Genomic DNA, 24,922 nt, shown 5'->3' with positions numbered 1-24,922 from the left:
CTACACGTTTTTGTCGATTTTAAACAAAATCGACATTGTCTGCATTTTATCTTTATCAGCATTCATTACTATTTTCATTAGAAACAGAATGAGAAGCTGATAAGGAGATTGTTAAAATGAAAAAAAGAGCGATATTGCTTTTGTTTATTATATTAATAATGGGTACAGGCGTTAGTTTCATACATGCTAAGGGGCATAAAAATATATCACAAGAGGATTTACGATTAAGAGGAAAAACAATTGTAATTGATCCGGGGCATGGTGGAGGAGATAGAGGGACGAAAGGAAAGAAATTTGGAACGATTGAAAAAGATCTTAATTTAAAAGTAGCACAAAATATAAAAAAAGAATTAGAGGAAAGAACGGATGCAAAAGTGATACTAACACGCGAAAAAGATACAAGCTTACTTCCAGAAACGAAGCAAAAGGAAGAATTACAAGCGCGTGTCAAAGTAGCTAACGACCATTCGGCAGACCTGTATATCAGCATTCATCATGATGCTTTTGAGGATACAAATGTAAAAGGAATAACAACTCATTATGGAGCTAATAAAAGGAAAGATAAAAAGTTAGCTAAGACCGTACAAGAAGCTATTTTTGATCAAAATATAGACAGCCGTGATAGAGGCATTCATGGAAGTGATTTTCTTGTCTTACGAGAAAATCCTTCTCCATCTATCTTAATTGAGTTAGGATTTACATCTAATTCCAGTGATGAAAAAAGAATGAATTCAGAAGAATTCCAAACAAAATCGCAAAAAGGTATTGTGGATGGCATTATTAATTATTTTACGATGTAATAAATGGACAAATAGAAAAATACTATTCTTTCTAAATCTTAATTAGGAAGAGTAGTATTTTTTATTTTGGGTGTATATCCAGTTTTCAAATTTAAGAATTAACTTAACCTTATTCTTTAACTGATTTCGACATTATCTGCATTTTATCTTTATCCATCTCTATTAATCTATTTATTGTAAACATCGGTTGAAACGAATGATTCAGTCGAGTAAAGGCTCAGCCTTATAAATAATGAATATGAAAATTAATAGGGAAAGGATCGGAAAATAATGAAAGAATCACAAAGTAAGAAAAAAACAAGTCGATTAACTAAGGTAATAATATCTCTAGGAGTTGTTTTAGCAACGACCTTTTTCACATTCTTTTTAATTGGAAAATGGCACTCTACCCCAGCGAAGGGAGTAGCTAATGAAAGTATGAAACAAGTTAATACGCAACAACAAGAAAAGAAAAAAGAAACATCACCGGCAAAACAGAAAAGACCTGATGGAAAGCCAGTAGGAAAAGTTGTTTATTTAACATTTGATGATGGCCCTAGCGAACTGACTGGGAAATTTTTAGATGTACTAAAAGAGCAAAATGTTGCTTCAACATTTTTTATGCAAGGTAGTAATTTACAAAATACAGGTTTTCAGGAAAACGTAAAACGAGCAGTAAAAGAGGGACATTATATTGGTGCTCATAGTATGACACACAATAGTGATAAACTATACAAAAAGGGACAATTTGTACCAGAGATGAAAGAAACGCTAGCTCTTATCCATAATATTACGGGTACAACTCCTAAACTAGTCCGTCCACCATATGGATCTGCACCAGGATTAAAGGGAGAGGAAATTCGTAATCAAATTGTAGAAGCAGCAATAAAAGTTTGGGATTGGACAATAGACTCAAATGATTGGAAATTAAAAGATAATCCAACTCAGATTATCGAAAATATAAAGAAACAGACAACAGAAGAAGTAGAAGTTGTTTTAATGCATGAAAAGGCGCAAACATTACAAGCTCTTCCTGAAATTATTAAATTTTATAAAGAGCAAGGGTATGAATTTGGTGTTTACAATGATGCGGATCATTTTGGACTAAACTTCCAGAAAGATCAACGTCTATAACATATGAATAGGGATTGTTATAGGGTAGTGTATTGATTTATCGTAGGTAACCGATTCACTTCTCAAGGAGTATGATTATTTTCTGAAACATAAAAACCGTACATGTTACTACATTTTTTGAACAACTTATAAGTCAATAAATAAGCTAAAAGCTAATTTCCTTAGTGTACAGGGAATTAGCTTTTTTTTGTTGAGAATTGCCTGGCGAAGGAAAAGTATGTTTTTATTATCAAATGACTTCTGTTAATGTGTGTAATGTTTATATAAATCTAATTTATAAAGGGAAGTGAACTATTGCAATTGGTACATTTCATTTCCTCTTTATTTGGCTCGTATTTACTATATTGAAATCATTCATTAACAAACCGCTGCATTGATTATAAAACGTATTTCCTTATACCTAATTTCAAAAAAATAAGCGTTTACCTATTCTTTTTACGAGGTTATTTAATAACTAATTTTTAAACTGTTGATTCTTTAAATTCTATCTATATAATCTGCATCTCATCTTTACCTATAACGCTTAATCTATATTTTGTAAACGAAAGGTTCGCATTGAAAACAAAAATAACATTGCTATATACACCATCGCTTACGAAATAATGACTTGAGAGGAAGATAGAAATGTTAAAGAAAGTATGTGTTTGTCTACTTACGGGGGCCGTTGCATTGACCTCCGCAGCCTGTGTAAATAACGGGGCTGAAAAACCATCAAATAAGGTTACTCAAAATGCTACGCATGAAAAAACATCGAAAGATAGTGCGTATAAACCTATTTTTAAAAACAGTTTATTCTTTGGAGATTCTATTACTGAAGGAATGATTGATCAAGAATTAATCGAAGATAAAAATATTATTGCTGACAAGGGGAAAGTTACAGCAATGGCTATAGAGGAAGATGTTAACAAAGTAGTAGAAAAAAACCCTGAACATATTTTTATGAGCTTTGGAACAAATGATTTACTGATGCCTATGGACCTCGAAGGAAAACCTATCGAAAATCCAATTAAGTTTTCAATAGATAACTATTCCAAATTAATACAAAAAATAAAGGGGAAACTTCCAAATGTAAGCATACACCTTTTATCTGTTACACCAGTTGCAGATAAGGTATTACAGGAATATCCGCAATATAAACATATTGATGAATATAACGTGAAACTTAAAGAATTAGCAAAAACTGAGAAAGTAGAGTACATTGATTTATCCCCAATCTTTGAAAAAAACAAAGATGTTCATGATTCAGATGGTGTGCATTTTAAAGCGGATTATTACAAGATGCTACTTGAACAATTGAAAGGTTCTGTTAAGTAGTACCTATACTTAAAATTTACAGTTCTTATGCAAGGACTGTAAATTTTTAAGAAAAAATAATTGTAGGAGGTGAAAGAACAATGGTGTTCAGTAGTTTGATTTTTCTTTTCATGTTCTTACCATTAGCACTTATTGTTTATTACGTATCACCTAAAGTTCTTCGAAATTTGATATTATTTATCGTTAGTCTCATTTTTTATGCATGGGGTGAGCCGGTGTATATAGTCATTATGATATTCTCTACCATATTTGACTATGTTAATGGCATACTTATCGATAAGTATAGAAATCGTAAAGGTATTAAAAAGGCGATATTTATTAACTCTATTGTAATAAACTTAGGAATACTGGGATTCTTCAAATATTATGGTTTCGTAATAGAGAATATCAATACCCTTTTCAATTTAAATATTCAGGTCGAGGCGCTTCCTCTTCCGGTGGGAATCTCATTCTATACTTTCCAAACGATGTCTTATGTGATTGATGTTTATTTAGGGAAAGTACAAGCGCAAAAAAATATTATTTCTTTTGGTACTTATGTTACGATGTTCCCTCAACTTGTTGCAGGACCTATTGTAAAATACAGTGATATTGACAAGCAATTACAAGAAAGAAAAGTAACATTTGATCGTTTTGGTGAAGGAATGGAATTGTTTATTAGAGGCCTTGCATTAAAAGTACTTTTAGCTAATAATATAGGACTTCTTTGGACAAGTGTAAAAACAACTTCTATATCAGAACTTACGATCCTTACAGCATGGATTGGGATTATTGCTTTTGCTTTCCAAATATATTTTGACTTTAGAGGATATTCAGCTATGGCTCAAGGGTTAGGCAAAATGTTTGGGTTTGATTTTCCAGAAAACTTTAATTATCCCTATATATCAAAAAGTGTAACTGAGTTTTGGCGTAGATGGCACATATCGTTAGGCTCATGGTTTAGAGAGTATGTATATATTCCTCTTGGCGGAAATCGGACTGGGTTGCTCAAACAACTTAGAAATTTGTTTATAGTTTGGTTCTTAACAGGATTATGGCATGGAGCAAACTGGAATTTTATTATTTGGGGATTGTATTTTGGATTATTTGTAACAATAGAAAAACTATTCCTTTTAAAATGGCTAAAAAATAGAATGAGCTTTATCGGACATGTATATACACTTATCATTGTTTTAATCGGATGGGTATTTTTTGAATTTGAAAACTTATCGGTAGCAATGAATTTCATAGGAACGATGTTTGGTTTTAATCAATCCATTTTCTTGGATAATACAACTCTATATTACGTAACAACTAATTTTATACTGTTTATTGTCTTAGCGATTTGTTCAACACCATTCCCAAAAAGAGCATTTGTATATGTTAGAGAAAAGCTAAAGTTACTAGGTGCTATTGGCATTCCAGTTTTGTATGTCATACTAGCAGTGCTTTCAACGGCGTATTTAGTGAATGACACATATAATCCATTCTTATACTTTAGGTTTTAATGATATCGCATTAGTTTGAAAGGGGTGAGTTACTTGAATCAGTATGAAAAAATATACAAACACACAATGGCAGGGTTATTGACACTCTTTATAGTGGGAATGTTCAGTGTAAATTTACTAACTCCCAATAAAACATTTTCAGATGAAGAGAATAGAAAGCTAGAACAGTTTCCGGCGTTCTCTTTCCAAAATCTTATAGAGAAAAAGTTCACTTCTAACTACGAAAAATATATTTCTGATCAGTTTGCATTCAGGGACTTTTGGATAAACGTGAAGTCTGATATGGACTACACACTAGGAAAGAAAGAGAATAATGGTGTGTATATCGGTAAAGATGGTTTTTTACTTCAAAAGTTTAGTAAGCCTAAAGAACAAGATGTAAATAGCAAAATAGAAGCAATAAATGATTTTCATCTTGCAAATCCTGATGTGAAAATGCAAGTCATGTTAGTACCTACAGCAATTAGTATTTTAGAAAATAAACTCCCAAACTATGTTTCTCATAGTGATGAGCTTACGTATATTAATAAAGTAAAAAAATCTTTAGATAAGGATATAAACTTTATTGATGTATATCCTGTATTGAGTTCTAAAAAGGATGAATATATATATTATAAAACCGATCATCATTGGACTACTAAAGGCGCATATTATGCCTATCAAGAGCTAGGTAAAAATATGAATTTTGCTCCTAATAAAGATAGTTCATTCAACATTAAACAAATTACAAATAGCTTTTATGGATCCCTATATTCAAAAGCGGGTTTTAAAAATATAGATCCTGATAGTATTGAATTATATGAACAAAAGAAAGCGACCAAATATAAAGTAGAGTATATAGATGAAAGCAAAACGTCAACATCGCTTTATGAAATGGAAAACATTAAGAAAAAAGATAAATATACTGTATTTTTTAATGGGAATCATCCATTAATAAAAATAAAAACTGATAATACGAACGGAAAAAAATTATTAGTTGTCAAAGATTCTTATGCAAATTCTTTACTGCCTTTTTTACTACCGCATTTTAGTGAAATTCATATAGTCGACCTTAGATACTATACAGATAGTCTAAATATGTTGGTACAGAAAAATAAAATCAATGATATGTTAGTGCTTTATAATGGAAATACCTTCTTTGAAGATGTATCCATAAATGATTTATCTTAATAAATGAATTGAATATATTTAATGTATATCCTATCTATAACGAGCAGTATCCTCGTCTTTAATTTATTTATGTCAATGGCCGTATTCATTAAATATAAATCGTTACAATCCTGGTTCAAATTAAATGTTTGACCCAACTAAACGAAAAGGAGAATTTAAACTAATGATAAATTTGTTGAAACCTTTTAATATAAAATTCGTTATTACTATTATTGTTTGTACGATTACCTTAGGAGCTTTAAGTGGTTGTTTTGGAAAAAAAGAAAGTGCCAATAGCCTTTCAGCTACAGAAATAGGGGAGAAAATGAAACATGTTACTAACTTAGAGGAAATGAAAGAAGGAGATAGTAAAAAACTTCAAAAGCTATATAACATAAATGCTGATGAAGTCGAAAGTTTTGTGCTATATACCGCTCCTACAAATATCAAAGCTGATGAAATTGCTGCGATTAAAGTAAAAGATATGAAAAATGTAGAAAGCATTAAAGAGAAAATTTCAAATAGGATTGAAAAAAAGTCAAAAAGTTTTAAAGACTATCTTCCAGAAGAATATTTCTTAATAGAAAAACGTGTCTTAAAAACAAAAGATAATTATATCCTTTTAGCAATATCAAAAGATGCTGATAAAGTTGAAAAAACGTTCGATGAAATTTTTAAGTAATATGAATTTGAAAAACAAGGGATTAAATAAAAACCTTTTCATATCGTGATTTTTTATTACTAAATCAACAGCTAAGCCAAAAGTCGATTTCCTATACGATAAGGAAATCGGCTTTTTCTTTCGCTACTGATATCTACTTTGAGAAGCTCGCTAATTTTTTCGATAGTTTTCATTCACCATTACAGTGTCTATTTCCGTTATGATAATGATTCTTTTGAAAAATTAAAATGGGATATTAAGAAAAACTTAAGTTATTTATTCACTTTTTATTAAGATATACCCATTATCTTTAGAAATGTCTTATACAACATATTTATCCTTTCAAAATTCAAAGATATAAATGTTGTCATAAATATATTAATTAACGAAAGGTGAAATTTACACATGAAAGAATTATTATTTAAAATTGCTGGAGTAATTGTAGTGCTAATCATAGGATTTTGGGGATTAACTTTTACAGAAAACGAGATTATAGATAGATATAATCCACTTGTGAAAGAAAAAGATGTGTATGTCCTTACTAAGGGCCCAGCAGAACCTGATCCTGATTTGCCTAGAAGATTTATGTACGTGTTAAATGGAGTGGATGAATCAGGAAATGAATCGGAAATTAAAGTAGGGGTTGCTGGCGAAACTGAATATCAAGACACATATATAAAAGTTCGAGTAAAAGGAAAATATGTTTTCTCATTAGAGGAAGTAAAAGAAAGTGATATTCCAGAAAAGGCTAAAGAAAAATTAAAAAAATAATCAAGAAATAGTTACTTCAAGACCAGATGTATATAATAAAAAGGGTTCCCCGTTTGTGGAGGAATCCTTTTTCATTTCACTGATGCATAAACTTCGTTTAGCATTACAGCACATACTATCCCTAAATATGTGTTTCTTTCTAAAAATTTATCCTGTATAAAATATTTACTCCAACCTTCTTAAGAAAACCTTAAGAATTATTCTCTTTTCTTTTGAAGGAAACCTTTATATAATTAGCTTTGCTTTAGGAATTACAATTATTAATTGAGCTAATTGAAGATATAAAAAGGAGCAAAACAAATGAAGAAACCAATACTAGTAGTATTAGGACTAGCACTGATGATTTATATGTTACCTTACATTGTAAGGGGAGATTTAGATAGATTAAACCCATTCTTTGAACAAAAATATGTATATGCTGTTGCAAAAGGTTATGGTTTACCTGATTACGATTATGAAGGTCGCTATTTCTATAAATTAAAAGGTGCTGATGAATCTGGAAAAAATATGGAGTATATAGTAGGGGTTAACACGCCTAATGATTTTATATCCAAGACATATTTAAGAATTGATGTACGGGGAAAACATGTCTTTTCTTATGATGTAGTGTCCGAAAAAGATATTCCAGAGAAAGCAAAAACAGTACTTTCGATATAATACCTTGATTTTTTACAATAAAACAAAGGGTCTACTAGTGCATCCAAGTAGACCTTTTATATATTTAATAACCATTTTTTATTCCTCTTCTTACTTCACATACACATTGGCTTCGCTTGCTGTTATATAGTATGTTTTACCTTTGCCCTTACTTTAAGAGTAAACAACTATATTCTTAACCTTTATTTGTTTTTGAATGACACTAACAGATTATTCGACAATTATATAAATAATCATTTAAAGTATAAAGTATACACATCTTAGGGAGGGCATATATGTGAAGAAGTGGATGAAAATTGTTCTGTACTCTTTACTAGGTATTTTACTTATGGGAAGTATTAGTTTTTTTGTTTGGTCTCAGTTTACTTATAAACCAACGAAAGAGGCTTTGTCGTTAGTGTATGATAAAAAAGATGAAGATAATGTAGTTTTTGGAGAGAAAGAGGCTAAAGTAGGAGTTATTTTTTATCAAGGTGCTAAAGTAGAAGCTGAGGCTTATAGTTACTTAGGAGAAGCTCTTGCAAAAGATGGGCATTTTGTAGTAATGCCTAAGTTACCATTAAACTTAGCGATACTTGGAATCAATGCAGTAGACAGTGTAATTGAACAGTATCCTGAAGTTCAAGAATGGTATGTTGCGGGGCATTCAATGGGGGGAGCTATGATTTCTAAGTATGCTTTTCACAATGAAGACAAGGTAGACGGGATCATTTTCTTAGGTTCGTATCCTGCAGATGATTTTTCTACCAAATCAATTCCGATGTTATCAATTTATGGGGAAGTAGATGCTTTAGCAACTGTAGAAAAAATAGAGAACAATAAAAAGTTAATGTCTAAGAATACAACTATGCACATGATAAAAGGGGGAAACCATGCCCATTTTGGCATGTATGGTGAGCAAAAGGGTGATAATGCGAGCTTAATTACGTCAAAAGCACAACAAGATGAAACAGTGAAAGTAATTGAACAATGGTTATTAAAACAATGATAATTAATTTAATAAATTTATCGAAAGAATTCTCTTTTCTCGAGTGTATGAAGGGCAATAGATGAGAGAGGGAATAAAGAGCCAACTCATACGAGTAGGCTCTTTTATTTGTTTGGTACTTTCAATTTCCCCCTTATTTTCTCCGGAATATCCTTTTCAGAAATAACATCGTAAGAATAGACGTATCTTCCTTTTACATGAATTTTCAAGTAAGTTTTTCTTATAAAATCATTAGGAGTATTCGTTCCTACTGTATACTCTTCCTTATTTCCAGATTCATCAATGCCTTTTAGTGAGTACATAGCTCTTCCGTTCGTATGGTAATCGGGAACATCATATCCCTCTGCAACGGCATATACATTTTTTTCTTCAGCAAGTGGATTAAATATGTCCAGATCTCCGCGTAACATGAAAGGTAGTAAGTATATAAGGAGGCCTATCCCTAGTATGCAAAGTAAAGACTTCTTCATGGTTGTTTCTTCTTTTGTTAATTTACATTTTCAGTATAGAAAAAAACTCTTATGAATATTGAGGGAAATTCCTTAAGTGTTTTTTAGTTTTTTTAAGTAAGGTTATTTTAACCAAAATTTTCATGAAAATACCTTTTAAAAGAACATAAGTTCGTATATAATAAGAACAAACGTTCTTTTGTTAGGAGTGATAACCTTGTATGATTATTCTCTTTTACCGAATCGTATTATTCTTTGTGTAGATCTTCGTAGCTTTTATGCAAGTGTATCCTGCATTAAAAAAGGACTTGATCCACGATATACAAAATTGGCTGTCGTAGGAGATATAAACCGCAGTGGATCAATCGTATTAGCGGCAACACCACCATTAAAAGCGTTAGGAATTAAGAAGATGGCAAGGTTGTACGAAATACCGAAGCGGCCAGATATTATTATTGTGAATCCAATTATGCATACGTATATGAAATGTTCAACTTACATAACAGGTTTAGCTTTGCAGTATGTTGCGCCGGAAGATTTTCATCAATATAGTATCGATGAATTTTTCATGGATATGACCGCAAGTATTCATTTATTTGCGAGTAGTCCATGCGAGTTTGCCTTAAAGTTCAAGCAAGAAATATATGAACGTACGCGAATTGAAAGCACAATTGGTATCGGTCCAAACTTATTATTGAGTAAAGTATCGATGGATGTGGAAGCGAAAAAGAATAAAGATGGGATAGCGTATTGGACATATGACGATATACCCGAGAAGTTATGGAGTATTAGACCGCTCAGTAAATTTTGGGGTATATCGTATAAAACTGAAATGAAATTGAACCGAAAAGGTATACATACGATTGGGGATTTAGCGCAGTATCCGTTGAAGTATTTAAAACAATCATTTGGTGTAATAGGGGAAGAATTACATTTACATAGTAATGGGATTGACTTTAGCAGAATAGCAGAGAAATATGTTCCAGCGACAACATCTATAGCGAAAAGCCAAATATTATTTCGTAATTATTCAATTGAAGAGTTCATCGTTATTTTATTAGAGCATATAGAAGAAGTTTGTTACAGATTGAGAAGAGAAAAGAAATGCGCGCAAACGATCCATTTCTCAGTTGGATATAGCAAAGAATATGGAGGGGGAATAAAAAAAGCACATACATTAAATAGGGCAACAAATTTAACAATGGATATTTATAATGTTTGTACCTATTTTTTATACGAGCGGCATACAGGGGAGCCGATTCGATCGATAAGTCTTTCATTAACAAATTTAATAAATGAAGGGGAAGAGCAAATTTCACTTTTCGATAACATTATACAAAGAGAAAAAGAAATGCGATTAACGAAGGTTATGGACGAAATTCGAACACGATTTGGTAAGAACAGTATTTTACGGGGGATTTCTTACACAAGCGTCGCAACAGCAAGATATAGAAACACATTATTAGGAGGACATAAATCGTGAAGAATGCTAATATGCCAAAAGGAAGAGGTATGGTAAAATGGCAACCGTTTGCCAGTATGCCAGAACAGTTCGCAGTTATTAAAGAAATTATAAGTGAACAAACGAAAGTCCCACGTCCAATCTTAACGCAGGATGCAAAGGAAATGATTGAAAATAAGCTGCTATGTTCATTTTTAGGTGAAGAAGAGGTTTTACTTACATATTATAAAGATGTCTATCTATATAAAAATTACATAACAGTAATCAATATTAATCCAATAAATGAGACGATTATATGTACTGATGCATTTTATAATAAACGAATGTTTAAGTTTGTTGATGTAATTGAAGTGAATTAGAGGGGGAGAAATAAAAATAATTATCCCTTCCTAACTTAATTATATCATGTAAATCAAGTTCGAAATAGACTGTTTATTCTTATTTACTACTGCTACAATCAAGAACACATGACTAGTAAGGAGAGATGTTAAATGAGTTCTTTCGTTCTCGATTTTCAGGAAATAGAAAAAACGCAGCTTTTTCTCGTTGGTGGAAAAGGATTGAATTTAGGAGAGTTATCCAACATTCAAGGGATACAAGTGCCAGAAGGTTTTTGTGTTACAACGGTAGGGTATGAAAAGGCCATCGAACAAAATGAAGCGTTTCAAGATTTGTTGAATCAATTAACAATGCTAAAAATTGAGGACCGAAATCAAATTGGTGAAATCAGTAAGAAGATTAGAGAAACCATTATGGCAGTAAAAATTACTTCCGATGTTGAGAAAGCAGTTACTCATTATCTCTCACGTTTTGGAAACGAACATGCTTATGCCGTGCGTTCTAGTGCTACGGCTGAAGATTTACCATATGCCTCGTTTGCTGGTCAACAAGATACGTATTTAAATATTATCGGAAAAGAAGCGATCCTGCAGCATGTAAGAAAGTGTTGGGCTTCTTTATTTACAGAGCGAGCAGTCATGTACCGAATACAAAATGGTTTTGAACATAGCCAAGTTTCTATATGTGTTGTCGTTCAAAAAATGGTTTTCCCGCAGGCTTCGGGCATTTTATTTACTGCTGATCCGGTTACTTCTAACCGAAAGGTGTTATCAATTGATGCTAGTTTTGGGCTTGGTGAGGCGTTAGTATCAGGACTGGTCTCTGCCGATAATTATAAAGTAAAAGAAGGCGAAATTATCGGAACGATGATCGCGACTAAAAAATTAGCTATCTATGCTTTAAAAGAGGGCGGAACAGAGACAGGGCAGATTGAACCAGCTCAGCAAAAGCTTCAAACATTACCTGAACAACAAATATTACAGCTAGCACGCATCGGAAGACAGATTGAAGCTTATTTTGGTTGTCCGCAAGATATTGAATGGTGTTTAGTTGATGATACATTTTATATTGTCCAAAGCCGACCAATCACGACTTTATATCCAATTCCAGAAGCAAATGATCAGGAAAATCATGTGTATGTATCGGTTGGTCACCAACAAATGATGACCGATGCAATGAAACCACTAGGGTTATCTTTTTTCCTGTTAACGACTAATGCTCCTATGCGTAAAGCGGGAGGAAGGCTATTTGTGGATGCTACACAAAGATTAGCTTCACCTGCTAGCAGAGATTTCTTAATAAATACTTTAGGAAAATCGGATCCGCTCATAAGAGATGCATTAACGACTGTAGTCGAGCGAGATGATTTTATTACATTGTTACCGGATGATGAAAAAGAAAAGAGTGTTGGTAAAAGTGTGCCACCTGCAAGCTCGCAACCACAAATCGAAAACGATCCGGCAATCGTTACGGATTTAATAAAGACTAGTCAAGCATCACTTGAAGAGTTAAAACGAAATATGCAAACAAAATCAGGGGTGGATGTATTTGATTTTATTTTGGAAGACATCCAGCAATTAAGAACAGTATTATTCAACCCACAAAGTATAGCCGTCATTATGGCAGGTATGGACGCTTCATCATGGATCAATGAAAAGATGGAGCAATGGCTAGGCGAAAAGAATGCAGCAGACACACTTTCACAGTCTGTACAAAACAATATTACGTCAGAAATGGGGCTAGCATTATTGGATGTTGCTGATGTGATTCGGCCATATCCAAAAGTCATTGAGTATTTACAGCATATAGAAGATGACAGCTTTTTAGATGAGCTAGTTACGTTTGAAGGTGGAGATAAAGTACGAGATGCAATCTATGCTTTTCTGAATAAATACGGAATGAGATGCAGCGGAGAAATCGACATTACGAAAACACGCTGGAGTGAAAAGCCAACTACAATTATCCCGATGATTTTAAATAACATAAGAGATTTTGAAATGGGTGCTAGTAAGCGGAAATTTGAAGTAGGGCTGCAGGAAGCTTTGAAAAAAGAGGAAGAGTTATTAGATCGATTGCAGCATTTGCCGGATGGCAAACAAAAAGTAGAAGAGACGAAACAAATGATTCGTAACATCCGTAATTTTATCGGTTATCGTGAATATCCAAAATACGGCATGATTAATCGATATTTCATATATAAGCAGGCAATATTGAAAGAAGCCGAGCAACTCGTGCAAAATAGCGTTATTAATGAAAGAGAAGATATATACTATCTAACTTTTGAAGAACTTCACGAAGTCGTCCGCACGAATAAACTGGATTACGGGATTATTCATAAACGGAAAAATGAGTACAAATTATATGAAAAACTAACGCCTCCGCGTGTTATCACGTCTGATGGAGAAATCATTACTGGGAAGTACAAACGAGAAAATCTCCCGGCTGAAGCAATCGTAGGGCTGCCTGTTTCTTCAGGAGTGATTGAGGGGAGAGCACGCGTTATTTTAAATATGGAAGATGCGAATTTAGAAGATGGAGATATATTAGTTACTGCCTTTACTGACCCTGGATGGACACCATTGTTTGTGTCTATAAAAGGGTTAGTCACCGAAGTTGGCGGACTGATGACGCACGGGGCAGTTATTGCACGTGAATATGGATTACCAGCAGTCGTCGGAGTAGAGAATGCTACGAAACGAATAAAAGACGGACAACGAATTCGGGTACATGGAACTGAAGGATACATTGAAGTGTTGTAATGAAATAAAAGATCATCCGCTATTATAGTGGATGATCTTTTATTATATAGCGGACTTATTTTTTTAAGCCAGCCGCATAAAAAGGTCCATGAACTGCGATTGTTGATAAAATACGAGCAATTTCTTCAGGTGTTTCTTTTTGCCCGTTATTTAACCATTGCTGAATAACACCAATATGAGCAGATGCCATATAAGAAGCTAAGTATTGGCTTGGGACAAGTAAATTCTTCTTATTAATGAGAGGACCATTCGTATCTTCAAATAGCGTTTTCCACATAAAGTCTTTCAGTTTTGTTTGGAAAGATAAATCTCCTTTTGGGCTTAATACAGCTTTCATAAAATCACTATTTTCATTTAGAAATTCAAGAATAGAAGTGATAAGTATAAACGGCATTGTTGGGGAAGGATTTGACCCAAGATCAGCAATAACTTCAGGCAATCTCTGTTTGGCAATGCTAGAAAACTCATACATAATTTCTTCTTGGCATTTCGTCATTAAATCAAATTTATCTTGATAATGCGCATAGAAAGTACCGCGATTAATGTTTGCTTTCGTTGTAATATCTTTCACTGTAATGGCGTCAAAACCTTTTTCTTCAATTAATTCCACCAATGCATTTCGTATGGCAGTTTTCGTACGAACAACACGTAAATCTAAATTACTATCACGCAAAGCATGTCCCTCCTTCTTTTTAGCCAACACATTTCAAGGATGTGTCTTATAACCGACACATTCACGATTTTTGATTATTGTATAAGGTTCAACTCGAACATATAATTCAAATATAAATAAACAACACGTTGTTGGTTATTATAAATCAAATTATAGGAGGAGAAAAGAAAATGTTTAAAAATAAACTTTTATATGTATCACCAGTTATTGCACTACTTGTTGTTTTTATTTTTTCATTAACGTTATTTCCAACTGTTCAACCTCAGCCGAAAAACTTGCCAATTGCAATTGTAAATGAGGATCAAGGAGTAGAAATTCCGAATCAACCGAAAATGAACATGGGGCAAACGATTGTTGATAATATGAAAAAGACATCAAAATCAGATGAAGAACCTGCGGTGAAGTGGGTAGAAGTGAAAAATAAAGAAGCGGTTCAAAAAGGTTTAAATAATCAAGAGTATTACGCAGCGTTAGTTATTCCGAAAGACTTTAGCACAAAACAAGCATCATTACGAACACCACAGCCATCGTCACCAGAGGTAGAAATATTCATCAATCAAGGAATGAATACAGCGGCATCAACTATGGCAGGACAAATGTTAAATGCGATCGTTGATAATATGAACAATACTGTTCGCACACAACTATTAGAAGGATTGAAAGCAAAAGGAGCTACATTAACAGCAGACCAAGTTTCAAATGTAGTAACACCTATTGCAAAGAAAGTGACAAACGTAAATGAAATCGGAAAAAATAGTGCGAACGGTAACTCGCCAATGTCTTTATTCCAGCCGTTATGGATTGCAAGTTTAGCGAGTGCAGCAATTATCTTTATTGCGATAAGTAAAATGCCAGTAGGTACAAGAAAAGAAAACTTCGTATTAAAACTAAAGCAAATAGTAACAGGCGCAATTGCCGCACTTGTTATTGGGTTCGGTCTTACATGGATTGCGGATGGTATGGTAGGACTTAACATTTCAAATTTCATCGATACGGCACTGTTTCTATCTATTACGTCCTTTTGCTTCTTCTTAATGATATCGGCGGTACTTTCATTAGTCGGACTAAAGGGAATCGGTTTATTCGCTCTCTTACTATTCTTCGGAGCACCGTTATTATCGTTAGCACCTGAAATGTTGTCACCGTTTTATCAAGATTGGGTGTACGCATGGTTGCCAATGCGATTTATGATTGAAGGACTTAGAGAAATATTCTTCTTCGGCAAAGGATTAAGCTGGAATACACCTCTTACTGTACTCGTTTGGATTGGTGTAGTGAGTATGGTTATCGTACTTGGAAGTGCTTTAAAGCGTAGTGAGATGAAGGGGAAGATAAATGAATTAAATATGTAAGGAATAAAAACCGTTTCACTAGTAGTGAAGCGGTTTTTTATGTTGAAATTTGAAGGGAGCTTAAAAATTTAATAAAAATTTAAAGTTTATCCTACTTTTTATTTTAATAGTTTTTTCTATTCTAAATGTACGTTAAGTCAAGGAGGAAATAGAGCTTATGTTAGCGTGTGTTGTTATAGAAGATTGTTGTTTGAAACAAAATTAATTTCATTGTTTGTATATTGTTTTAAAAAATAAATTGAATAAAAAAAGTGAGGATAATATGAAAAGAGCAAACAAATTACTCATCGTTGGTGTGATAACAATTGGTTTAGGAGTCGGATCGTATATGACATTTGCAGGAGAATCTGAACCGGTCAAAACTTATAAAACATATGAAGTGACAGAAAAACAAATAGAGAATGAGCAAAAATTAGGTGGCGAAGTTATCCCAAATGGTATAGAAACAATTTCATTCGACCCAACAAAAGGTACGTATGAATTAGCTGTTAAAAAAGGTGATGAAGTAAAAAAAGGGCAACTTCTTTTTAAATATAATGACCCTATTACTAAACAAGGTGTAACAGAAGCGGAAATGCAAAAGAAAATCGCACAAAAAGAAGTAACACTGCATCAGAAACAAATTGATACAGCGAAGCAGAAACTAAAAAAAGATAAAAATTCTGCTCTTCCTGAGGAAGCGTTAAAAGCATCAGAAATCGAAGTACAACAATTAGAATCGCAACTTGAAATGAAAAAGTTTGAAGTAGAAAAAGCTGATGAAATGATTAAAGCAGCAAAAGAGAAAGTAAACACACTTTCTGTAACGAGCCCGGCTGATGGTGTAATTGATGACATCGTCAAAAATAATGATGCTGGTATGAGTGGAATTACACTTCGTCACGCTGGTCCATTTAAAGTAAAAGGTCAACTGTCTGAATATGAGCTTGCGAGTGTAAAAATTGGGCAAGAAGTAACAGTTTCATCCAAAACTATATCTGGTAAGACGTGGACCGGAAAAGTTACAGAAATCGGATCTACACCATTAAAGAATATGGATGAAAACAAAACAGTTTCTAGCTATCCATTCACTGTTACATTAAACGATAGTGAAGGATTACAAAACGGTTTCCACGTAAACGTGACAAACAAAACAGGTGAAGCAACTGGTACAATCGTTCCGAAAAGCAGTATGGTGAAAAAAGGTGACAAAGATGTTGTATTCGTTGTCAAAGATGGAAAAGCGAAAGAACAAGTAGTTACGGTTGAATTTGAAACGAATCATGAAGCAAAAGTTTCTGGAGTGAAAAAAGGTGTACAAATTATCTCTGAACCTATGAAAAATGTAAAAGATGGTATGGAGGTTAACATAAAATGATTCATTTAAAAGGCATCACGAAATCTTTTCAAAACGGTACGGAGTCCGTCCAAATATTACATGGAATCGATGTAATACTGAACCAGGGAGAATTCACTTCCATTATGGGACCATCAGGTTCTGGTAAGTCAACCTTAATGAACATTATCGGTTGTTTAGATAAACCAACTGCAGGTACGTATGAGCTAGCTGGTCAAAATATTTCAACTATGTCTGAAACAGAACTTGCACACGTTCGTAATAAAGAAATCGGATTTGTATTCCAAAATTTCATGTTACTACCAAGGCTTACAGCACTTCAAAATGTCGAATTACCACTTATTTATGCAGGAGTTGATAAAAAAGAGAGACGCGAGCGTTCGTTAGCTGCTCTAGCGAAAGTTGGGTTAGCTGACCGTGCTACTCATCTTCCAAGTGAGTTATCAGGTGGTCAAAAACAGCGTGTTGCTGTAGCGCGTGCAATTGTAAATAATCCGAAATTTATTTTAGCAGATGAACCAACAGGTGCACTTGATACGAAAACGAGTGAACAAATTATGGACCTCTTTTACGAATTAAATAAACAAGGTTCAACGATTATTATGATTACTCACGATCGTGAAATCGGAGAAGCAGCAGCACGTCAAATTGAAATCCGTGACGGCAATATCGTTCAAGATTGGAGAGAATAAATTTGAATACGAATGAAAATATACGCATGGCCATATCTTCTATTTTTGCGCATAAAATGCGATCTATATTAACAATGCTAGGCATTATTATCGGAATCAGTGCAATTATTACCATTATTTCAATGGGAGATGGACAGACTGCAAAGATGCAAAAGGAACTTGCAGAGAATCAGCATATGGATGAACTTAAAATAGAATACTTCAACCCTGATTCTCCGACAGAAAAAGCAAAAATCACACCAGATATGGTAAAACAATTGCAAGCGATACAAGGTGTAAAAGATGTGTATCCCAATGCACATATGGATGTAAAAGTATATACAGGATCAAAAAATGTCTCTTTTAGTTTAAATGTGGGAACAGGAAACTTTATGCAGGACTCTAAAATGAAAATGGTGCATGGGCGAGAGTTAACAACGGATGAACTGAAAAAGCCAATTCCTGTTGTAATTGTAGCTGAAGATTTATTTAAAACACTATTTGATACCTGGAAAGATGATTTATATATAGATATAAAAGGAAAACCATATAAGGTTGTCGGGGTGTACAAATATGAAGACGGTTTTCAACGTCAATTTAAATTGTATGAAGGATATACATCTATTGACAATGCACCTTTAATTGCAGGGATTGAGGAATACGATACAGTGAAAATTAAGTTATCTTCTCCAAGTGAGCGAGAGGCTGTAGAAAAACAAGCTATATCTGTATTGAATGAATTGAAATCCCCAGAATTTGAGCATTCTTTTACAGTCGAGGATACGAAAGCATATGGTCAAAAAATAGAAGAGTCAACACGAACGATGAAAATAGTATTTGCTAGTATTGCTGGGATTTCCTTACTTGTAGGTGGTATTGGTGTGATGAATATTATGTTAGTATCCGTTACAGAGCGTACACGTGAAATAGGTATTCGAAAAGCACTCGGTGCAACGAGAGGAAAAATATTAACACAATTTCTCATCGAGGCATGTATTTTAACGTCATTAGGCGGGGCGATTGGTTTTGGATTAGGTATGTTTTTTGCTTGGATCGCTTCATCAATAGGTGAATGGCCACTAGTTATTTCTGTAAGTCTTGGATTACTCTCAGTTGGAATATCGATGTCAATTGGTATTGTCTTTGGCATACTTCCGGCTAATAAAGCAGCTAAATTGGATCCGATTGAGTGTCTGCGATATGAATAGGAAGAGTGTGGTTACGAACCATTGGGGACGAGCCAACTGGAGTACTGGAATCTAAAACAGCGACAGATTTATTAGAAAGTATGAAGTCATTAAATAAAGATGAGACCTCAACGATTTTAATGGTAACGCATGATACGTTTGCAGCAATAGTTTCTGGAGGTTAAGATAAATGAATTTATTTGATATAGTTCAACGTAACATACGGCGTAATTTTAAAGAGTATATACTCTATTTTGTATCGTTAGCTTCAAGTGTGCTTATCTATTTTATATTTGCATCACTTCGATATAGTACTCAAATAAAAAAAGAAATGGTTAATAATGTGATGATTAATAGCGTTCTTCAATCTTCAAAAGTGATTCTCATTATTTTTATAGCCATATTTATTATTTATTCTACTAATTTTTTTATAAGGAAACGAAAAAAAGAGGTAGGATTATATTCTTTACTAGGAATAACTAAAAAACAAATTGGTACGATGTTATTTTGTGAGACTATGATAATGGGAGGCGTTGCTTTAGTAGTTGGCATACTGATTGGTAGTGTGAGCTTCAAGTTATTTTTAGAACTGCTAATGAGTTTAATGAAATTAAATGTAACTATTCATTTCGAGTTATCTATAAAAGCAATAATAGACACGTTCATCGTATTTTTATCTATTTTATTATATACAGCATGGAAAAACTCTCGCATCATTTATAAATTTCCATTGATTGAAATGTTTCAAGCTAATCATCAAGGAGAACGTATGCCAAAAGGTTCGGTACTTAGGGCGTATATAGGTCTTATTTTAATGGGATTAGGATATATATTAGCAGGCTTCTTCCGTGAAGTAGTAAATATTGTGCGGAATCCTATTGATCCTATGAACCCTATAATAAACCCTATAATGATTCCAGTTTTTATTTTGTTTGTAGTTGTTTTTGGGACATATCTTCTATTCACTTCTTATACAGTTATTGTATTAAAGAAAATTAGAAGTAAAAGAGAAATATTTTATAGCGGTATAAATATAATAAACATTTTGCAATTACTATACCGAGTAAAAGGGAACGCTAAGTTGCTTGCAACAATTGCTATATTAAGCGCTACAGCTTTAACGGCAATTAGTACAGTCGCAGCAGGTTATTATGTAGGACAATCTGAAACAAATGGAGATTTTATGCAACTGTATGGAGTTTCATTATTTATTGGAAGTTTTTTAGGGGTAATATTTGTGTTGGCGACAGGTTCAATTATATATTATAAACAATTATCTGAAGCGTATGCTAATCAGAGATATTATGAAACTCTTCGGAAAATAGGTGTTACGAAAAAAGAGGTAAGAAAGTCAATTTCGAAACAAGTTAGCTTTAGTTTTATTTCACCTCTAATAGTCGGACTCGTTCATAGCTTATTTGCGATACCGATAATAAACAACATGCCTATATATAATATCATTATTCCTATTTTAATTAGTAGTGGTGCATATTGTGTAATTTACTTTGGGTATTATGTGTTAACTGTTTATTCGTATTTTAAAATTGTGTATAAATAAGAATCAATACATTTTTTGATGTGATGTCAATAAAATAAGAAGAGGAAATAAAACTGAATTAAACATTTAAAAGATAAAAACGTTTCACTAGTAGTGAAGCGTTTTTTTTTGTGAAATCATTATAGAATATTCAATCGATAGGAAATGAAAGTAGTGATGGTTAGGCTTTTTCAATGTTTTAAAAGGATTAGAGTAAAAGGGCTATAAGAATGAGTCCATACTGTTCTTTTATGTATACATGCTCCTACTATTTCGAAATGCATAAAATGTTATGCGAAATAATGGAGGGGATACGATGTATAATTCGAATTATGATGATTGGTATAGACAGAATGATAAGCTAATTAGTGATATTGAAAAAGCTATAAACGGAGAGTATAGCGCTATAAGCTGCTATGCAAAATTAGCTAACATGGCTCCAAGTCAAGTAGAACAAAAACAAATTCTTGAGATCCGTAATGATGAAATAAGGCATTTTCATCATTTTGTACAAATCTATACAAATTTAACTGGCAGACAGCCGAAACCACAGATTACGGAAAATTGCCCTAATACGTACTTACAGGGATTAGAGTTCGCTATACAAGATGAGCAAAAGACCGTAGATTTTTACTTGGAAATTTCAGATGAAGCAGCAGATGCATCTATGAAAGAGTTATTGCGCAGAATAGCTGCAGATGAACAAAATCATGCGGTGTGGTTTTTATATTATTTTGTGAAGTCGAAGTGAGTGTTAAAAATGAATGGCTGATGTGTTGAACATATTAGAAATTATTTTAAAACGCAGTGCAATAATTGAATGAAAAACTTAAATATAAGCAGAAAGAAACCGTTTCATAAGTAGTGGGACGGTTTTTTCGCGGTGAAATACAAGTTACATAGGTATCGACAAAATATAGTAGTTGAATTTGGTATATAATGTATGAAATGAAAACGAAAATAAATAAGCCAGGAGCAAATAAATGAAAAGAGGAATTACAGTAGATATTCCAAATGAATATGATAACCTACTTTGGAAAGTGTTAAAGCCAATCGATATTACTTCATTTGATTGGTGGGTGGGGAGTGAGGAGTCGTACTTAGCGGCACGTGGTGGATTGGATGAGGCATTATTTCCAGAAGAACCAAGTATAGTGGAAGGATCAGATTTGAAAAGATTATTTAAAGGCAATATATATTATGTTATTTTTGCAGATTTAAAAGCGTATCCAAAAGGAGAGGAAGTAGTAGATATTGAAACATATGAAGAATTTAAAGAGAGTAAGTGTGAATTAGTTTTACTAGTTGCGGATTGTACATACGTCACAGTTTACGCTAAAGACCAAGAAGCGATTGAATTGATGTATGAAAACGCAATTGATCAAGGGTTTTATGTTGAATATGTTACAGACGAAAATGACGGTAGAACGCGTTTATCCGTGTGATAGGTATATAAAGGGGGAAGTAAATGAATCTCATTAACGTAAGTTTAGTTAAGAAGTTAATACAACAACAGTTTCCTGAATGGGCACATTTAGAAGTGAAACCTGTAAAGTTTAGTGGGCATGATAATAGAACGTTTCACTTAGGGGATAAGATGAGTGTAAGATTGCCAAGTGATGCGGCATATGCACCACAAGTAGAGAAAGAAAATAGTTGGCTTCCTATATTAAGTAAGGGACTTTCTTTGCCAATTTCTACACCAATTGCGAAAGGAAATCCGTCTGAAGCGTATCCATTGCCTTGGTCCATTAATAAGTGGATAGAGGGAGAAACGGTTACGAAAGAAAATGTTCGTGACTTAGATGAGTTTGCGGCGGACTTAGGCTCATTTTTAATAGAGTTACAATCAATTGATGCGAGTAACGGACCAATAGCTGGAGCACATAATTTTTACCGAGGCGGGCTTATATCTGTATACGATGAAGAAGCGAGAGATGCTATCGAAAATAATAAGGACGTTTTTGATGAGACATTATTAAAGCATCTTTGGGATTTAGCACTTAGGTCAACATGGGACCACAAACCAGTTTGGGTTCATGGAGATGTAGCGCCAGGGAACTTACTTGTTAAAGAAGGAAAACTTTGTGCCGTAATTGATTTTGGTATATTAGGAGTGGGAGATCCTGCTTGTGATGCAGCGATGGCATGGACATTTTTTGATAAGAATAGTAGAAACGTATTTAAAGAAGTATTGCATATAGATGAAGAAGCGTGGAATAGAGCGAGAGGATGGGCACTTTGGAAGGCGTTAATTACATATGATGCGAATAAGACTAGTAATAAGATAGTGGCAGAAGAATCGTATCGTGTCATTCAAGTAATTGTTGATGAGTATGGGATGTAATAGAAAAAGCCTATTTTGAATCATGCGATCAAAATAGGCTTTTTTATTAATCGATACTTAAAGCTTTTTTACCCATTTGATTATAACTGTGCTCAAATCGGGATTTTACCATTGGTTGGTCTTTTTTACCTTCTAATGGGTCATTATAGTAAATGTTACGATCATCTACACCAGTTATGATAATAGTATGTGCATTTCTGTATCCATTTACGGTTTTTCCTTGAGGTGTTTGCCAAGTGTGTTCTAGTTGCGGAGCAGTTATTCTGTTTCCTACCCACGCTACAACTGGTTTACCATTACGTACATAGCTTTCTAATACAGAGAAATCCTGTCCTGTTAAATCTGTACCTCTTGCATGCTTATCAAGTAATTGTTTCAATGGTGCTGGGTTAATAGAGTAACCATATCTTATTCCTCTTACGTCACCAACGAATCCAATGTCTGGATCACCCCAAACTGTAATTTTTCCATCTCCATTAATCTGTTGTCGCGTTGTATCAAATGGCATTTGATTAGCAAATTCTACTTTATTTAATGAACGTCCTGTGTAGTATTCTAAAAGCATTTGCAGTGAAACAACTGTACTTCCTTTTTGTAGTTCCGGTAATTGATTAATGGCAGGAACATTTAAGAGAAGCTTTGGACGTAAGAGATAAGACATATTTACCCATTTTGGACCTTTATCTGTACGAATTTGTACCCATCCGTCATCTCTCTTAGCTAATTCTTCTATGCCACCTTGTGGAGCATATTTTCCAGATACTCTAGAAGAAAAACTAGGGCTATCGTAAGCGAAAAATTCTCTCGGTATGTATGTTAGTTCTTTTCCTTCACCCTCTTTTAAGTATGGATTCATCCATTGAAGACCTTCGCTAGTGCGAATTTTTAACCAGATACTATTTTCTTCAACGACTGTTACAGTTTGAGGGGGATACTTACCAACCACGTATCCTGTTCTTGACGGTCTATCAAAGGTAACAAAATTTATATCAATATACATTTGTTTTTCTTGTAATGGTGTCCACTTTAACCCATGATCCGTAGCTATTTTAATCCATCCGTTTTCAGATTCATCAAATACAGTAACGGTTTGTGGTGCATATTCAGCAAGTATACCTGAATGAAGAGAGGATTCAGGATAAATAAAATAATTTTGTTTCATAGTAACTTGCTTTAATTTAATTTCTTTATCTTTCGATTGGTCTGTGCGGGCAACTAAACTTGCAGCTTCTGCACGGGTAATAGTGTTATCTGGATACCAATGACTACCACCATAACCCGCTGAAATACCAAGAGCAACAAGAAGATTGGCCGACTTTTCACTCCAGTGACCTTTTAAATCTTGAAATACAGTAGGTAATAGTTCAGTAGATTTTTTATCTAAGTTATATGAATGAGCAAGCATAGAAGCCATAGCAGCTCTCGTTAGCTTTCCAGAAGGATTGAAATTCCCATTACCTACTCCTTTAATAATCCCAGCTTTCTCAACTGCAGCAATATAAGGAGTAGCCCAATGGTCTTGAGAGTCCTTAAATGATGGCTTAGCTGAAGCGTCTATTTGTAAGTTTAATATTTTTGCCATGATAATTGCGGCAGAAGCTCTATCGATTTCAAGATTAGGTCCAAATGTACGGTCTGGTAAGCCAGATAAGACTTTTTTCTTTACTAAATAATCAACGGACGGCTTTGCCCAGCCCATAACATCAGGAAACTGATAGTAGTAATCGTCTTCGTCTTCGTAAATCTCCAACTGCGCATTATTTTCTTGTGTTACAGTTTCACTCACAGCTAAAGAACTAGATGGAGCGATGATAGCACCAAGTAGCAGTGCGCTTGCCATAGTTATTTTTATTGTTTTCAATTGTACATT

The 24,922-nt window shown here is 33.7% G+C and carries 23 protein-coding genes and 1 pseudogene; 21 read left to right on the top strand and 3 right to left on the bottom strand.

Going from position 1 to position 24,922, the window contains the following annotated elements; all coding sequences use genetic code 11:
- Nucleotides 1-116: 116 nt before the first annotated feature.
- The 9 genes from BAU23_RS18335 to BAU23_RS18295 all read left to right on the top strand — a co-directional run bounded on the left by BAU23_RS18335 (nt 117) and on the right by BAU23_RS18295 (nt 8,940).
- Entirely contained in the window at nt 117-800 is a 684-nt protein-coding gene (locus tag BAU23_RS18335) for an N-acetylmuramoyl-L-alanine amidase family protein (RefSeq protein ID WP_071734954.1), read from the top strand.
- Nucleotides 801-1,070: 270 nt separating this feature from the next.
- Nucleotides 1,071-1,913, top strand: coding sequence for a polysaccharide deacetylase family protein (locus tag BAU23_RS18330; protein ID WP_071734953.1), 843 nt, complete (start codon nt 1,071-1,073; stop codon nt 1,911-1,913).
- Nucleotides 1,914-2,537: 624 nt separating this feature from the next.
- Nucleotides 2,538-3,227 (top strand): GDSL-type esterase/lipase family protein, encoded by a 690-nt coding sequence (locus BAU23_RS18325; RefSeq protein ID WP_071734952.1) that lies wholly within the window; start codon nt 2,538-2,540, stop codon nt 3,225-3,227.
- An 80-nt stretch (nt 3,228-3,307) separates the two neighbouring features.
- Nucleotides 3,308-4,714, top strand: a complete 1,407-nt coding sequence (locus BAU23_RS18320) for an MBOAT family O-acyltransferase (protein WP_071734951.1) — start codon at nt 3,308-3,310, stop codon at nt 4,712-4,714.
- Nucleotides 4,715-4,747: 33 nt separating this feature from the next.
- The gene (locus BAU23_RS18315) at nt 4,748-5,884 is read left to right on the top strand and encodes a DHHW family protein (protein ID WP_071734950.1); all 1,137 of its coding nucleotides are present in this window, start codon (nt 4,748-4,750) and stop codon (nt 5,882-5,884) included.
- Nucleotides 5,885-6,047: 163 nt separating this feature from the next.
- On the top strand, nt 6,048-6,545 hold the full coding sequence (locus BAU23_RS18310) for a DUF4358 domain-containing protein (RefSeq protein WP_071734949.1): 498 nt from the start codon (nt 6,048-6,050) through the stop codon (nt 6,543-6,545).
- A gap of 384 nt (nt 6,546-6,929) precedes the next feature.
- Nucleotides 6,930-7,295: a YxeA family protein gene (locus tag BAU23_RS18305; RefSeq protein WP_071734948.1), complete on the top strand. Its 366-nt coding sequence runs from the start codon at nt 6,930-6,932 to the stop codon at nt 7,293-7,295.
- A gap of 300 nt (nt 7,296-7,595) precedes the next feature.
- Nucleotides 7,596-7,952, top strand: a complete 357-nt coding sequence (locus BAU23_RS18300) for a YxeA family protein (RefSeq protein WP_071734947.1) — start codon at nt 7,596-7,598, stop codon at nt 7,950-7,952.
- A 277-nt stretch (nt 7,953-8,229) separates the two neighbouring features.
- A complete protein-coding gene (locus BAU23_RS18295; protein ID WP_071734946.1) occupies nt 8,230-8,940 on the top strand; it encodes an alpha/beta hydrolase in 711 nt (236 codons plus the stop codon).
- A gap of 104 nt (nt 8,941-9,044) precedes the next feature.
- Here the strand turns inward: BAU23_RS18295 and BAU23_RS18290 are convergent, their stop codons facing one another.
- Nucleotides 9,045-9,410, bottom strand: coding sequence for a YxeA family protein (locus BAU23_RS18290; protein ID WP_071734945.1), 366 nt, complete (start codon nt 9,408-9,410; stop codon nt 9,045-9,047).
- A 196-nt stretch (nt 9,411-9,606) separates the two neighbouring features.
- Between BAU23_RS18290 and BAU23_RS18285 the strand changes: the two genes are divergently transcribed.
- The 3 genes from BAU23_RS18285 to ppsA all read left to right on the top strand — a co-directional run bounded on the left by BAU23_RS18285 (nt 9,607) and on the right by ppsA (nt 13,949).
- Nucleotides 9,607-10,872, top strand: a complete 1,266-nt coding sequence (locus tag BAU23_RS18285) for a Y-family DNA polymerase (RefSeq protein WP_071734944.1) — start codon at nt 9,607-9,609, stop codon at nt 10,870-10,872.
- The gene (locus BAU23_RS18280) at nt 10,869-11,210 is read left to right on the top strand and encodes a YolD-like family protein (protein WP_071734943.1); all 342 of its coding nucleotides are present in this window, start codon (nt 10,869-10,871) and stop codon (nt 11,208-11,210) included. Before BAU23_RS18285 ends, BAU23_RS18280 begins: the two co-directional genes overlap by 4 nt.
- A gap of 132 nt (nt 11,211-11,342) precedes the next feature.
- Nucleotides 11,343-13,949: a phosphoenolpyruvate synthase gene (gene ppsA / locus BAU23_RS18275; protein ID WP_071734942.1), complete on the top strand. Its 2,607-nt coding sequence runs from the start codon at nt 11,343-11,345 to the stop codon at nt 13,947-13,949.
- Between the two features lie 55 nt (nt 13,950-14,004).
- Here the strand turns inward: ppsA and BAU23_RS18270 are convergent, their stop codons facing one another.
- Nucleotides 14,005-14,622 (bottom strand): TetR/AcrR family transcriptional regulator, encoded by a 618-nt coding sequence (locus BAU23_RS18270; protein ID WP_001205696.1) that lies wholly within the window; start codon nt 14,620-14,622, stop codon nt 14,005-14,007.
- 170 nt (nt 14,623-14,792) lie between these two features.
- Here BAU23_RS18270 and BAU23_RS18265 point away from each other — a divergent pair, with 170 nt between their 5' ends.
- The 9 genes and pseudogenes from BAU23_RS18265 (at nt 14,793) to BAU23_RS18225 (ending at nt 23,052) form a co-directional block, all read left to right on the top strand.
- Nucleotides 14,793-15,974, top strand: coding sequence for a YhgE/Pip domain-containing protein (locus BAU23_RS18265; protein ID WP_000475894.1), 1,182 nt, complete (start codon nt 14,793-14,795; stop codon nt 15,972-15,974).
- A 262-nt stretch (nt 15,975-16,236) separates the two neighbouring features.
- The gene (locus tag BAU23_RS18260; RefSeq protein ID WP_071734941.1) at nt 16,237-17,331 is read left to right on the top strand and encodes an efflux RND transporter periplasmic adaptor subunit; all 1,095 of its coding nucleotides are present in this window, start codon (nt 16,237-16,239) and stop codon (nt 17,329-17,331) included.
- Nucleotides 17,328-18,002, top strand: a complete 675-nt coding sequence (locus BAU23_RS18255; protein WP_071734940.1) for an ABC transporter ATP-binding protein — start codon at nt 17,328-17,330, stop codon at nt 18,000-18,002. The genes BAU23_RS18260 and BAU23_RS18255 overlap by 4 nt, the downstream gene beginning before the upstream one ends.
- 2 nt (nt 18,003-18,004) lie before the next feature.
- Nucleotides 18,005-19,189, top strand: a complete 1,185-nt coding sequence (locus tag BAU23_RS18250; RefSeq protein WP_071734939.1) for an ABC transporter permease — start codon at nt 18,005-18,007, stop codon at nt 19,187-19,189.
- 23 nt (nt 19,190-19,212) lie between these two features.
- Nucleotides 19,213-19,335, top strand: a pseudogene (locus BAU23_RS18245) (bacitracin ABC transporter ATP-binding protein); the annotation flags it as partial.
- Nucleotides 19,336-19,358: 23 nt separating this feature from the next.
- The gene (locus tag BAU23_RS18240) at nt 19,359-20,726 is read left to right on the top strand and encodes an FtsX-like permease family protein (RefSeq protein ID WP_071734938.1); all 1,368 of its coding nucleotides are present in this window, start codon (nt 19,359-19,361) and stop codon (nt 20,724-20,726) included.
- A gap of 295 nt (nt 20,727-21,021) precedes the next feature.
- Entirely contained in the window at nt 21,022-21,456 is a 435-nt protein-coding gene (locus BAU23_RS18235; protein WP_000282810.1) for a ferritin-like domain-containing protein, read from the top strand.
- A gap of 232 nt (nt 21,457-21,688) precedes the next feature.
- Nucleotides 21,689-22,150, top strand: a complete 462-nt coding sequence (locus BAU23_RS18230) for a DUF2691 family protein (protein WP_000820208.1) — start codon at nt 21,689-21,691, stop codon at nt 22,148-22,150.
- 23 nt (nt 22,151-22,173) lie between these two features.
- Entirely contained in the window at nt 22,174-23,052 is an 879-nt protein-coding gene (locus tag BAU23_RS18225) for an aminoglycoside phosphotransferase family protein (protein WP_071734937.1), read from the top strand.
- A gap of 46 nt (nt 23,053-23,098) precedes the next feature.
- Here BAU23_RS18225 and BAU23_RS18220 read toward each other — a convergent pair whose 3' ends face one another.
- Entirely contained in the window at nt 23,099-24,913 is a 1,815-nt protein-coding gene (locus tag BAU23_RS18220; RefSeq protein ID WP_016129809.1) for an S-layer homology domain-containing protein, read from the bottom strand.
- Between the last annotated feature and the right edge of the window lie 9 nt (nt 24,914-24,922).

This window comes from Bacillus nitratireducens (assembly GCF_001884135.1).
Classification (GTDB): domain Bacteria; phylum Bacillota; class Bacilli; order Bacillales; family Bacillaceae_G; genus Bacillus_A; species Bacillus_A nitratireducens.
The sequence above is the reverse complement of the archived record's forward strand: the minus strand, read 5'-3'. Positions and strand labels throughout refer to the sequence as shown.

Coding starts and splice junctions, on each gene's coding strand:
- BAU23_RS18335 (WP_071734954.1), top strand. CDS start 117: ATGAAAAAAAGAGCGATATTGCTTTTGTTTATTATATTAATAATGGGT.
- BAU23_RS18330 (WP_071734953.1), top strand. CDS start 1,071: ATGAAAGAATCACAAAGTAAGAAAAAAACAAGTCGATTAACTAAGGTA.
- BAU23_RS18325 (WP_071734952.1), top strand. CDS start 2,538: ATGTTAAAGAAAGTATGTGTTTGTCTACTTACGGGGGCCGTTGCATTG.
- BAU23_RS18320 (WP_071734951.1), top strand. CDS start 3,308: ATGGTGTTCAGTAGTTTGATTTTTCTTTTCATGTTCTTACCATTAGCA.
- BAU23_RS18310 (WP_071734949.1), top strand. CDS start 6,048: ATGATAAATTTGTTGAAACCTTTTAATATAAAATTCGTTATTACTATT.
- BAU23_RS18305 (WP_071734948.1), top strand. CDS start 6,930: ATGAAAGAATTATTATTTAAAATTGCTGGAGTAATTGTAGTGCTAATC.
- BAU23_RS18300 (WP_071734947.1), top strand. CDS start 7,596: ATGAAGAAACCAATACTAGTAGTATTAGGACTAGCACTGATGATTTAT.
- BAU23_RS18290 (WP_071734945.1), bottom strand. CDS start 9,410: ATGAAGAAGTCTTTACTTTGCATACTAGGGATAGGCCTCCTTATATAC.
- ppsA (WP_071734942.1), top strand. CDS start 11,343: ATGAGTTCTTTCGTTCTCGATTTTCAGGAAATAGAAAAAACGCAGCTT.
- BAU23_RS18265 (WP_000475894.1), top strand. CDS start 14,793: ATGTTTAAAAATAAACTTTTATATGTATCACCAGTTATTGCACTACTT.
- BAU23_RS18260 (WP_071734941.1), top strand. CDS start 16,237: ATGAAAAGAGCAAACAAATTACTCATCGTTGGTGTGATAACAATTGGT.
- BAU23_RS18255 (WP_071734940.1), top strand. CDS start 17,328: ATGATTCATTTAAAAGGCATCACGAAATCTTTTCAAAACGGTACGGAG.
- BAU23_RS18240 (WP_071734938.1), top strand. CDS start 19,359: ATGAATTTATTTGATATAGTTCAACGTAACATACGGCGTAATTTTAAA.
- BAU23_RS18235 (WP_000282810.1), top strand. CDS start 21,022: ATGTATAATTCGAATTATGATGATTGGTATAGACAGAATGATAAGCTA.
- BAU23_RS18230 (WP_000820208.1), top strand. CDS start 21,689: ATGAAAAGAGGAATTACAGTAGATATTCCAAATGAATATGATAACCTA.
- BAU23_RS18225 (WP_071734937.1), top strand. CDS start 22,174: ATGAATCTCATTAACGTAAGTTTAGTTAAGAAGTTAATACAACAACAG.